General features: G+C 36.5%; 12 protein-coding genes. 6 read left to right on the forward strand and 6 right to left on the reverse strand.

What is annotated here, in order from left to right:
- Window positions 1-75: 75 nt before the first annotated feature.
- Window positions 76-864, reverse strand: a complete 789-nt coding sequence (locus AKG34_RS20275; RefSeq protein WP_053347776.1) for a PhzF family phenazine biosynthesis protein — start codon at window positions 862-864, stop codon at window positions 76-78.
- Window positions 865-1,218: 354 nt separating this feature from the next.
- Here AKG34_RS20275 and AKG34_RS20280 point away from each other — a divergent pair, with 354 nt between their 5' ends.
- The 4 genes from AKG34_RS20280 to AKG34_RS20295 all read left to right on the forward strand — a co-directional run bounded on the left by AKG34_RS20280 (window position 1,219) and on the right by AKG34_RS20295 (window position 3,858).
- Entirely contained in the window at window positions 1,219-1,995 is a 777-nt protein-coding gene (locus AKG34_RS20280) for an extracellular solute-binding protein (protein WP_053347777.1), read from the forward strand.
- Window positions 1,996-2,016: 21 nt separating this feature from the next.
- Entirely contained in the window at window positions 2,017-2,490 is a 474-nt protein-coding gene (locus tag AKG34_RS20285; RefSeq protein WP_053347778.1) for a COG4315 family predicted lipoprotein, read from the forward strand.
- An 84-nt stretch (window positions 2,491-2,574) separates the two neighbouring features.
- A complete protein-coding gene (locus tag AKG34_RS20290; RefSeq protein WP_053347779.1) occupies window positions 2,575-3,129 on the forward strand; it encodes an RNA polymerase sigma factor in 555 nt (184 codons plus the stop codon).
- Entirely contained in the window at window positions 3,130-3,858 is a 729-nt protein-coding gene (locus tag AKG34_RS20295; protein ID WP_053347780.1) for an anti-sigma factor, read from the forward strand.
- A 241-nt stretch (window positions 3,859-4,099) separates the two neighbouring features.
- Here the strand turns inward: AKG34_RS20295 and AKG34_RS20300 are convergent, their stop codons facing one another.
- The 4 genes from AKG34_RS20300 to AKG34_RS20315 all read right to left on the reverse strand — a co-directional run bounded on the left by AKG34_RS20300 (window position 4,100) and on the right by AKG34_RS20315 (window position 7,995).
- A complete protein-coding gene (locus AKG34_RS20300) occupies window positions 4,100-5,563 on the reverse strand; it encodes an aminoacyl-histidine dipeptidase (protein WP_053347781.1) in 1,464 nt (487 codons plus the stop codon).
- 77 nt (window positions 5,564-5,640) lie between these two features.
- Window positions 5,641-6,297 (reverse strand): VanZ family protein, encoded by a 657-nt coding sequence (locus AKG34_RS20305; protein WP_053347782.1) that lies wholly within the window; start codon window positions 6,295-6,297, stop codon window positions 5,641-5,643.
- A gap of 293 nt (window positions 6,298-6,590) precedes the next feature.
- Entirely contained in the window at window positions 6,591-7,049 is a 459-nt protein-coding gene (locus AKG34_RS20310) for a hypothetical protein (protein ID WP_053347783.1), read from the reverse strand.
- 121 nt (window positions 7,050-7,170) lie between these two features.
- Window positions 7,171-7,995, reverse strand: a complete 825-nt coding sequence (locus AKG34_RS20315) for a MerR family transcriptional regulator (protein ID WP_053347784.1) — start codon at window positions 7,993-7,995, stop codon at window positions 7,171-7,173.
- A gap of 104 nt (window positions 7,996-8,099) precedes the next feature.
- Here AKG34_RS20315 and AKG34_RS20320 point away from each other — a divergent pair, with 104 nt between their 5' ends.
- The gene (locus tag AKG34_RS20320; protein ID WP_053347785.1) at window positions 8,100-8,549 is read left to right on the forward strand and encodes a GNAT family N-acetyltransferase; all 450 of its coding nucleotides are present in this window, start codon (window positions 8,100-8,102) and stop codon (window positions 8,547-8,549) included.
- A gap of 305 nt (window positions 8,550-8,854) precedes the next feature.
- Here the strand turns inward: AKG34_RS20320 and AKG34_RS20325 are convergent, their stop codons facing one another.
- Complete coding sequence (locus AKG34_RS20325) at window positions 8,855-10,030, reverse strand: iron-containing alcohol dehydrogenase (protein WP_053348179.1); 1,176 nt, start codon at window positions 10,028-10,030, stop codon at window positions 8,855-8,857.
- Between the two features lie 399 nt (window positions 10,031-10,429).
- On the opposite strand from AKG34_RS20325, the gene AKG34_RS20330 reads away from it, so the two are divergent.
- The gene (locus AKG34_RS20330; RefSeq protein ID WP_053347786.1) at window positions 10,430-11,893 is read left to right on the forward strand and encodes a flavin monoamine oxidase family protein; all 1,464 of its coding nucleotides are present in this window, start codon (window positions 10,430-10,432) and stop codon (window positions 11,891-11,893) included.
- Window positions 11,894-12,443: the final 550 nt, after the last annotated feature.

Below are 12,443 nucleotides of genomic sequence, written 5' to 3' on the forward strand. Positions count from 1 at the left end.
CCCTTTTTATTTTAATGGATATCCCTGACTTATTAGGCAATATTCTGAGATGCTCTCATTCTCTATTCTAGATAATCAAAGAGTTAAGTTTCCTTCGAATATGGTCACTGCATTTCCAGAAAGTTTAACTATATCTTCTACTACTTCAACCTTTATTACGCCCCCTCTTTCCGACGCTTGATAAGCTTGAAATATATTTTTGTTCAGCTTACTTTTCCAATATGGCCCTAAACAACAATGTGCAGATCCTGTTACATAATCTTCGTTAAGGCCTTGGGCTGGAGAAAAGAAACGAGAAACAAAATCATATTCACTCGAATCTGATTGACTCGTTACAATGATGCCGCGAATCGGTAACTGAGCAATTAAGTCTATATCGGGATTTAAGTTTCTTACGATTTCTTCTGATTGAACTTCAATTAGGTAATCCCATTTGTTTTGACCAACATAAGTAGGAGCAACGCCTAAAGCCTTAATTAGTAAGTCAGGAGCAATAGCCTCCTTCTCTATTAATGACGGAAATTCCAACTGTACCATTCCATCTACCAATTTTGAAGTAAGAACTCCACTTTTCGTTTGATAGACAATTGGTTTATTTTTTTGTGCGTATCCTTTTCCCCATAAAAAGAAAGAACTTGCTAGTGTTCCGTGACCGCAAATAGGTATTTCAATAGAAGGAGTAAACCATCGTAAATTACATTCATTTTTATGAAGATTAATAATAAATGCAGTAACAGGTAAATTAGTCTCTTTAGCTATCTGTTGCATCCACTCTGTGTTCTTTTCCTCGCTAAGAAAACAAACAGCAGCTGGGTTCCCTCTAAACGGTTGGTCTGTAAAGGTATTGATAATAGTTAATTCCATCAAGTAGGCCTCCGGTAAAAAGTATTGTTAGCTACATATTTCTACTCCAAAGATCACAATCCCTTTGTAAACCTTACTCAAAATTTTGGTTAGTTGTACAAGGGGGCTTGAACACCTTCTCCAACTTCGTTACCACATTACCACTTTCATCTTTCATAAAAAATCCTTCTACCAATGGTATCGACATAAACTGCTCGTTATTGACCTCCTTTATAAAAATAATAGAAACACTTATTGGGCAATTCAGCTTCAAATGATAAATACAAAAAAAATAACATTTTTTTCAAACCGTTTTGAGGTTTGTCTCGTTACCTATAGTACAAAGAATTTTTCCTGAAAGGAGAGAAGAAAGACGTGAAGAAAATTTTTTTTGTTGTTGGTTTGATATCAATAATGATTGTCGTGTTAGGATTTTCAACCGAAACGGATTCTAAACAGAGTCTAGCTGTCAACGATGTTGTAAAAGTATACGGCCCAGGTGGACCTCTTGGACCAATCAAGGAATTGGCGGATCAGTTTACTAACGAAACGGGTATAAAAGTTGAAGTAACTGCAGGTCCCGAAGCAAAATGGATTGATCAAGCCAAAAAGGATGCCGACATTATTTACGGAGGGTCCGAATATATGCTAACTGATTTTATGCTTAATCATCCGGGTATCATTAATGAAAAAACCCGTACAGAATTGTATTCGCGCGCAGCCGGAATTTTGGTTAGAAAAGGGAATCCCAAGAATATACAGTCTTTGGAGGATTTAACGAAGAGTGGCGTAAAGATTATTGATGTTAATGGAGCCGGACAACTGGGGCTATGGGAGGATTTAGCAGGAAGAAAAGGACTTATTCCTGGAATTAGTAGCAATATTGCTATTTCAGTAAAATCCAGCGCAGAAGCAATCGATTTATGGAAGGCAAATTCTAAATACGACGCCTGGATTACATATGAATCCTGGCATTACCGTCTGTCAGACGTGACAGAACTGGTTCAGCTTCCTGAAGAAGATAAGCTCTATAGAGGAACTCCTGTAAGTATAACAAGCACAACCAACAATAAGAAAGAAGCAGAACAATTTATTAATTATCTAAAATCTGATGCATCCCATCAAGTGTTTCAAAAGTGGGGATGGAAATAAATAAATGAGGAGTGGGATTATATGAAAAAATGGATGTTTATTTTAATGACTTTGACAATGGTGTTGGTTTTAGGAGCATGTGGAAATGACGCTAAAGATCCTATCAAGAAGGATCAAGTGGTGAATAGCACAGCTGATGATACCGCTGAGAGCCTGAAATTATTGGAAAGTGGAACAACGAGCGAGTACCTGGCTGATTCCAAAGGAATGACACTGTACTATTTCAAAAAGGATGAATCAGGAAAAAGCAATTGTGCTGGTGAATGTTTAGAAAATTGGCCGCCGTTCATGGCAAAGGATTTCAATGTGCCAATGGGCTTTGACAAAAAAGATTTTGGAACAATTAAAAGAGAAGACACTGGGGCAGAGCAAGTAACTTACAAAGGATTTCCACTCTACTATTTTGTAAATGATAAAAAAGAGGGAGACGTCAATGGTGAAGGTGTGAAAGATGTTTGGTATATTGTAAATAATGAAACAGTTTTTCCAAAATAAGAAAATAGAGGGAACGATCAAATAAAAGTGATCGTTCCTGTTGTTTGTTTTCCAAATTTACTTGGTGAGGAGTTGCAGGTGCGATTGGAAGAAAAACTTGATAAAGAATTAATGGCATTAGTAAAGAAAAAGTATCGTCCTGCTCTTGAAGAACTTTATGACCGGTATATTAAATTAATCTATGGCTTTATTTTTAAATTCACAAATGGAAATGAAGAAAAAACAAAAGAGATTGTGCAGTTAGTTTTTTTAAAGCTTTGGACGACAAAAAGCAGTTATAACCCCGAAAAGGGAAACTTTGTGAATTGGCTTTTGACTGTTACACGGAATGTATGCGTCGATTATGTTCGTAAAGACAGTATTCATATTCGGAATAACAAACAAATGGATTTGAGCAAGCCCATTGATATAGAAGATCCGAATAATGATATAGAAAATGGACTTATAAACAGTGAAATTGCCAAAGCAAAAAATAAGTTAAGCAAGCCGCAAAAAAGACTAATAGATTTACTATATTGGAAAGGCTATTCGCTAACCGAAATTGCCAAAATTGAAAATGAACCGATTGGAACCATCAAGAGCAGACTACATCAGTCTCTCAAGCAGTTGAAAAAGTATTTGGAAGTAGGTGATTTGTAAATGAGTATAGAATGCGATAACCTGCTTTCATTTTTATCAGATGAACTAGAAGAAAAAGAAAAAAAGGCATTCGCGGAACACTTAATCCACTGCCCCGAATGCACCAGGGAGTATGATCAAATGACGGAAGCCTGGAATTCATTGAAGTGGGATTTCGAAGAATTTGCCCCCCCTTCTTCCCTAAAATCGGAAGTTATGAATTTTGTATTTGAGAGTAATCCTGAAATTCCTGTTCCTGTACGAAAGGTGAAGAAATGGAGCAGTTTTTTCCGTAAACAGTTTACTCCTATTACTTCAGGCCTCTTGCTGGCCACTCTAGTTTTGGTGATCGTTCTGTTAAATTCCAATGTGCAACTAAAAAAAGAACTCTCAGCTATCAATCTGCCTGTAGAGGTTGAAACGACACTTTCTTTACAGCCTGCTGATAAGACGGCTGTAAATATGAATACTGACGGAGTTGCATATGTTTTGCAACAAGGTGAAGAAAGAAGATTAGTCGTACAGATTCAGAATTTGCCTACTCTTAAAGAGTCAGAGGTTTATCAAGTATGGCTGCTGAATAAAGGCGAACGGGCTAATGCAGGAACTTTCAAGCCTGATGAAGCTGGCACAGGATTGTTGACATACAAGCTTATATTAAATGATCAATTCAATCAAATCGGAATCACAAAAGAACCAGACCCAAATGGTACACAGCCGAGAGGTAAAAAGATAGTTGGATCTTCATGACAATGAGAGACCTGCCTACATGAGGAGTCTCTTTTTTGGGATATTTTTCAGACCATACCTAAAGGAGTTTAATCATCCAATTGGCAGTTTCGATATTGTTCGATAAAATCGCAAATACTAAAGAAAGTACATATCGGATATGTACTTTCTTTTTTTATACTATTGAACTAAGCTGACGAACACCATAGAAGAATGGATATTCATCTACTACGTTGTTCCTTTCGTACAAAGAAACAGCTGCTTAAAGGTCCTTCATCCTTTTTAAAGTATAAACTAAATACTCCCAGTTATTTATTGCTGAAGGGATACTTAGGTGTTCATCAGGTGTATGTACGGCAAACATATCCGGCCCGATTGAAACAGCATCTAATCCTGGTATCTTATCTATGAATACCCCACACTCGATCCCTGCATGCACAGCAATGATTTCAATCTCGTTATTATACTTTTCATTATATGTTTGTTCAAATAATTTCTTGAGCTTCGATTCAGGATTATATGGCCATTCCGGATAATCCGCATCTATTAATAGTTCACATCCAAGCATTTCCGCTAACACTTTTGCCTGAGTAACCATATTGTATTTCATGCTTTTGACCGAACTTCTGATTTCACTTTCGAATTTCATTTCTGTATCCGTTGTTGTTACGACCCCTAAATTCGTCGAGCTCTCAACCAATCCTTCTATTCCCATATTCATCCCCTGAACACCATGTGGGATTAACAGTAAGGATGTAATGGCTTTACGCACCGTTTCTTTGGACAAAACTTTTGTAGAGGAGCTATCGCTTTTTTCAAATCCAATCCATACTTCTGGGTCGGAAGATTGTAGTTCATTTTTAAACGTTTCATCCCACTGCTGGATTTTCTCAGCAATCTTCTGAACATCGTCTAAATGAATTAGAACACTGGCCTCTGCTTCGCGAGGAATCGCATTCCCTTTTAGACCTCCACTAATTTGCTGTACAGAGCAAGGGAATTCTGTTGTTAAATCCTGTAACAATCTACCCAATAGTTTATTGGAATTCCCTCTTTCCTTATTGATTGATATACCAGAGTGACCGCCTTTTAACCCTCTAATACTGATACAGTATGTTACTTCAGTATTTGACGCAGGTTCCCATATAATAGGAAGGATTTGCCTAACGCGTATTCCTCCTGCACTGCTAACTAGCAGCTTCCCATCTTCTTCTGAATCAATATTTATCAAAATTTTACCCTCAAAGTGAGATGCATCAACATCAAGAGCGCCGTTCATTGTCGTTTCTTCTTCAGTAGTGATAACTACTTCAAGAGAAGGATGCGGAATATCATTTGAATCTAATAAAGCTAAAGCATAAGCAACTGCAATTCCGTTATCCGCCCCTAATGTTGTACCCGTAGCATACAACATGTCCCCTACAATCCTTAATTGAAGAGGATCTTTCTCAAAATTATGAATAGTATCCTTATTCTTTTCGCAAACCATATCCATATGCCCCTGGATAATTACGGTGGGCGCACTATTATAACCAGCTGTAGCGGGTTTTTTTATTATGACATTTAATGTGTTATCCTGTACTACCTCAAGGTTTCGATCTCTTGCAAAGCGAAACAGATAGTCACTAATCTCTTTCTCATTACCTGACCCTCTTGGGATATTGGATATCTCCGCAAAGTAATGAAACACTGGATGGCTTGTTAACTCTGCTAAATTGCTATACATAGGATACACCCTCTCATTTATCTTATTTGTTATGCCCAAATTCAATATCTCCATCAACTTTTTAATTCTTCACAAAATCATATTATCCTTTTCATTTTTCCTGAACGGAACGCAACCACTTTTGTAAACAATGGATACAGGATGTAACCCAGGTAAACGCCAATCATATTCAATATAAGGTCATCAACATCCAAACTTCCTCGTCGAAAAACATACTGACAGATTTCAATGCTCAAGATTGAGAAAAATGGATAAAGAAATTTCCGAAAAGAGGACAACTCTTTCCCCTCCCTGGACATCAAGTACAGCCCAAATGGAATAAACAATCCTACATTGGCGCTAAGGTTATAAAAAGACACAAGCCAGTTAGTTTCGTTCGACAAATAAGAAAGAATCGTAGAAAAAGGGATAAAATTATACGAATAATCCTGCCCATTCGGTCGAAAGAACAGCAAAACCAATAATGAAAAACTGTATCCAATCATACCTGCCTGCCACCAAAACCGAGGAAGCATGATCGTTTCACCTCGAAACAAAAGAACCAGCATCGAGACAACAACCAAGATACAAACCCACACAACCACGATAACCAAAGGATTCAAATATAAAAGGAGCTGAAGAAAAACAGACAGCCCACACAAAAATAAAGCTTGCGATAACAAAAGGGAAAGAATAATCGATTTTAGTGACATGTATTTTTCTCCCCCTTCTATTTCTTTCCAAAAATAACTCATATCTTTTTATCCTAGGACATCTTGTACAAGGCGTCAACAAACTATATGAAAAAGAGACAGAACATAAAATTCTCTCTCTTTTTCCGTTTATATAGAAAACTCTTAGTATACTAAGAGTCGCTAATATGAATGTATGATAGTAAACAACTATTTAAATAAAAGGAAGCAGCTTCGCAATAGAAGTTAGAAACATGGAGAACATATTATGGCTATTATCTGACATAAAAAGGCCTTCTCTATTCGCTAAATTACTAGGTTGTCTATTTAACTCCTGTCTTCTTGACCGAGTCACATTAAGGGTAAGTTATTATCTGCTCAACTTTATCAAGAGTAAGCGCATTACTTGGTATAAATTGAGCAGTTAATTGATAGTCACCTTTTGAAAGTAACTTCGAATTAACCTTTATTGTATACTCCCAAGTATCTCCTTTATTAAATTCTTTTTTGTGTTTTTCGGTCGGTTGAGATTCAATAGTAATAATATTGCCCTCTTCAATTGGACTATCAGTTAATGTGTGGAATTCTACGTCTATTTCATTACCTGTGCCAAATAGCAGATTAAAATTTTCATTTGTATTATTGGTAATTTTATAAGTAAAACTCTCGTAGTCTTTGGTTTTTAATTGATGTTCAATGGATTGTTTGACGTTAAGATCCATTCTGTTGTTCTTTTTGTCACTTTGAGCTATATAGTCAAAATATAAAAAGACGATAAGAAAAATAGCAACAATACATAAAACTAACTTTTTCATATATAACCCTCCGCAATGTTTCTTACTGTTCATGTAGAAATTCCGTTCTTTTAATTTCGAGCTTGTACATCCCCACTAAATCATCTTCCTGAATAACGTATATGTGGCAAAAAACCTTCCCTCATCCTACTTCTACCATTATTTTTGTTAGGTAATTTTCGTAACCCTTTACTGAGACTTCATCTAACATATACTCTTCGTATGAAAACGTTTTGAGGTTCAAGTTTTGACTTTGCATAAAGTTTACTATTTTTTCATATGTTTCGGAAATACTCTTATAACTCCCTTTATGATAGGCAACAATATATTGTCCCTTGGGCTTTACATATGTAAAAGAGCTCGCATGATTGTCCATAACTTTCGTGTACAAATATGAATAGTTATCATGGTCTCCTTGAACGATCTTTTCTTTGTTTATCATGGCCCCAATAGGGAAACCCGTATAAAACTTATTTCTATTACAGTAATCGATAAATTTAGATGTTGATCTTAAAAAATCAGCATCAGAAGAATTCAAGATGGAGTCACTAAGGAAAAGTTGTTCTTCCTCCTGAAATTCTAATGTGATTTGAGAATAATCAATACGTATCGCTTTTTCAGTGAGGGATATTTTCGTTTCAATAATCTTCTGTATTCGATAAAGATTATCTATTTTTTTTTCTAATTCTATGGATTTTTCTTTAAAAAGGTTAATTAATTCTATAGGTGATCTGTTAGTAAGAAACCATTTAATCTCTTTCAAGGGCATTTTAACTTCTTTTAAAAGTGTGATTACAGAAAAAACTTCAAATTGTTGATAGGAGTAATACCGATAGCCTTTTTCATTTTTAATATCGGGAGAAAAAAGCCCAATCTCATCATAGTGAATTAGCGTTTGTTTTTTTACATTACATAGTTTGGCGAATTCTCCAGTAGTAAAATATTTGCCTAAATTTCCATCGACCAATACAATCTCTCCCTTGACTATATGGTAACCATATACCTTAGGCTATTAGTATATCATGTTAACAAAACGGCTAAACATGAGGAAAATGAGGAAGGATTAATATTATGACCATCACTATTAATGAAGTCACGAACGAAAATGTAAATGATATTTTAAAGTTGGGAATAAACACAAAGCAAAAATCGTTTATTGAAACGACAGAACAATGTTTAGAAGAAGCCATGGAGTGTAAATATTATAAGCCAGTGGGACTTTATTCAGACAATAGCTTGGTCGGTTTTGCTATGTATGGATTTTTTCCCGAGGAAGGGGAAAATGGAAGAGTGTGGTTAGATCGTTTTTTAATTGATGCTAGATATCAAGGTCTTGGGCTTGGAAGTATCATGTTAAAAGCTTTAATACAACGATTAACTAAAGAATATAATTGTAATGAAATCTATTTAAGTGTAGTTGAAGATAATCAAGCTGCACTTCACTTGTATAAGAAATTCAACTTTACATTCAATGGTGAATTAGATATTAACAAAGAAAAGATCATGGTTAAAAAAGTATAATACATCAGAATGGTATAAATAGATATATATGTAACATGCCACCTAATTGGTGGCATTCTATCTTGATAAACGCAATGGACAACAACTTGTTTTATTGATCAAGAATTTCATGCAAATAATCACCATGTCCTCTAACCAATTCTACTTCGCCCAACATAGATACCCAAAAGAATCGGAACGTTAAACCAGACTCTGCCCCACCACCTGTGGGATAGTGATTAAAGAAAGAATTCATACTTATCTCAGCAAGTATGCTTGGCACTAACTAAGTTATGAGGTATTTTAAAATTGAAGTCTCCACATATTCACCCCTGTACTTTATCTTCAGTAGCAAACTTATAATGATAACAAGTATGATACAACTCTTCTAATTCTTGTTTAGTTGGGACCCTCGGGTTATTAGCAGGGCTCCCGCTATCTATGGCGTCTCTTGCCATTTTACTGACTGAGAGATTAAATTTCTCCTCTTCTATTCCCCATCCTTCGAGATTAGGAATGTTCAGCTTTTGGCAAAGTGCCTTAACAGATTCTACCGCAACCAAAGCTGCCCTTTCTATAGAAAGGTTTTTATATTCAGTTTTAAAAATTCTCCCCAAATCCGCCAACCGCTCCATACAGGCTTCCTTGCTGAATTCCAATACCGCTGGCAATAGCATGGCATTCGAGTATCCATGAGGTACATGGAACAAAGCTCCAATTGGTCTCGACATTCCATGAACCAAACAAACGGAAGAATTCGAGAATGCTATCCCTGCTTGAAGGGCTCCTAATGACATCTTTTCACGGGCATCTATGTTATCCCCATCATCGTAAGCGTTTTCAATATTCTCCACAATCAATCTCATCGCGGACAGAGCCATTGTGTCTGTCATTGGGTGAGACCGTTTTGATAAATAGGCCTCAACCGCATGACTTAATGCATCCACACCCGTCGCAGCTGTTATATGTGGTGGAGAAGAAACTGTCAGCAACGGATCGACAATGGCGACTAAAGGCATAAAATTCGGCTGTTTAATCATCATCTTCACATCATCATCGGTGTTAGTAATAACAGTAGCATCCGTCGCTTCTGAACCCGTTCCAGCAGTTGTTGGAATAGCAATGTGCGGTATTGCCGCTTTGTCCGCTATTTTTCTTCCACCCATATATTCTCCAATATATCCACCATTCGTGGCAAGGACAGCAATTGCTTTCCCAGTATCAATACAGCTTCCTCCACCAAGGGAAATGATTAGATCACATGACTCCTTTTCAAAAAGTTCTAATGATTCTTCCACATATTGGTCTGTTGGTTCTGAATCAACTCCAAGATAAACTGCACTTGCTACTCCGTTGTCATGAAGATACTGACAACATTGATTGACGCAACCGAGTCGGCTCATTACCTTATCACTTATAATGAGTGCTTTCTTCCCACATAATGCCGCTTCCGCTCCCACTTTCTCAAAAGATTGCCGGCCATATATAATAGTCTGTGGCATTCTGAAAAATTCAAATCCCTTCACTTGATAATCCCCCTTTTGTTTTCATACAAATAAATAAAGCAAAAACCAATACCCCACATCCTTATTGAAAAGTACTGAAGAGAGTTCTAGTATCCCTGCAGAAAACATACAGAGCCTTGCATCCGAAATGCTTGACCCTGGAAGATATCATTCTCCATTACCTTAAAGTAAAAGAAAATGAAAAGGCAGCTGACATAACAGATTTATAAAACTACCAATGTACTAATTGATTCTGCTTCTTTGTTTTTTATTTAGATAATACCCGTTTTTTATCCTGATTATTATCTATAAATATCATCTGATTAACTCTTGAATACATATGCATCTCTGCTAGTGAATACAATGTAATAAATCTTTTTCACTAGGGGCGAAGATATGCCTAATAATCAGTTAACGACTCAACAAATGATTAGCATTATTAAAAATGGTCTTAAAAAGTCGCAAGTTCCCAAGAATATTACTATTGTGGGCGCAGGACTAGCAGGACTGGTTGCATCTTCTCTATTGAAGGAGGCAGGGCACAACGTCACCATCCTTGAAGCAAACAACAGGGTGGGCGGACGCACCTATACAATACACTCTCCCTTTAGCAATGGGCTTTATTTAAACCTAGGTCCAATGCGTATTCCTGAAGGTCATTTTTTGACATTAGAGTATATTAAAAAATTTGGACTAACCGTAAACCAGTTTATTAACCGAACTCCAATGGATATTCTTTATCTCAATGGTATTAAAACACGTCTTAACATCTTTGAACGGTCTCCTGGTATTCTCAACTTTCCCGTTGCCCCGAATGAAAGAGGTAAAAGCGCAGAGATGCTGGTGAATTTAGCTACACAGCCAATTCTCGATTTTATTAAACAAGATCCAAAGAGAAATTGGGATCTCGTAGAAAAAGAATTTAAAAACTACTCACTAGGTACTTTCTTAAACACTTACCATTATCAATATGCTACGACTTTTTCAGATGGCGCGGTCGATATGATAGGTTTACTCCTTGACTACGAAGCATATATGGGGATGTCATTTGTTGAAGTTTTACGAGAAGCGGCGTCCTTCGGAGCAAATCGTTTCTATGAGATAACCGGTGGTATGGATCTGCTTCCAAGGGCATTTCTGCCGCAATTAAAAGATGTCATTATGTTCTATCAAAGGATGACTAAAATTGTTCAACATAACAACCGTGTAACCATCCATTCCACTCATCAGCACACCTTAGAGCATTCCACTATAACTGGTGATCTTGCCATCATAACTATCCCCTTTTCACTGTTACGATTTGTGGAAGTTGAACCATACCATTCTTTTTCCTATTATAAACGGAGAGCGATTCGTGAGCTCAACTATATGGAAGCTACCAAAATCGGAATCGAGTTTAAAAGCAGATTTTGGGAAAGGCATCATCAATATGGTGGTAAATCCATAACTGACCTTCCGATTCGATTCACTTATTACCCAAGTCAGGGGATTGGTACAAAAGGACCTGCTGTGGTTTTGGCAAGTTATACATGGGCGGATGAAGCTTTAACATGGAACGGTTTATCAAAGAAAGATCGCATTCAATATGCTTTAAAGAACTTAGCTGAAATTTACGGTAACCAAGTCTATTCTGAGTTTGTTTCAGGAACTTCCTTTAGTTGGGTAGATAATGAATATTCTTGCGGAGCTTTCACTGCCTTTGAACCGGGTCAGGAAACCGAGCTTTATCCTTATATCTCTATACCTGAAGGAAGAGTGCACTTTGCCGGTGAACATACTACACTTACCCACGGTTGGATGCAAGGGGCGATTGAATCTGGAATACAAGTAGCATATGAAGTAAATGATTTGCCAAAATAAAACAGAAAAAAAGGTAAAATCAGCTGTTTACATAGGGACTTCTCATGTTTCCTAAAAAATTTCATAGAGTCCTAAGTTTATTACCATTTAGGACATTGAATATAGATGTATTTAAGACTATTATTGGAGTAAACGAACAAAAAGTCAATAACTTCCAAACAACAAACTATCTAAAAAATGGATATTAAGTAAAAGTATTGTCGCCCCAGTATTACCACATGTGTCATGGAGGTTCCCCCCCATGTCTTAGAGAATAATCCAGGGCGAGGTTTCCCCCGAATACGATTAAACCTTCTTATCCTCTATGGATGTGAAAAATGAAAAGATTAAAAGAAGATGTTTAGACTAAGAATGTCTAAACATCTTCTTTACATAGGACCTAATGATCTATTCAAAATGTTAGTAGCAATTTATTTAAAGTTTGTAAAAGTGTCCTTTTATGATGCTATAAATAAAATGGTTCTAGGGGCGTACCGGGTACTCCACAATGAACTCTTTGAATAATACTGACATATACTCTAACTTCCTCATATATTGCATTACATTTTCA

Origin of the sequence: Peribacillus butanolivorans (assembly GCF_001273755.1) — a bacterium.
Classification (GTDB): domain Bacteria; phylum Bacillota; class Bacilli; order Bacillales; family DSM-1321; genus Peribacillus; species Peribacillus butanolivorans.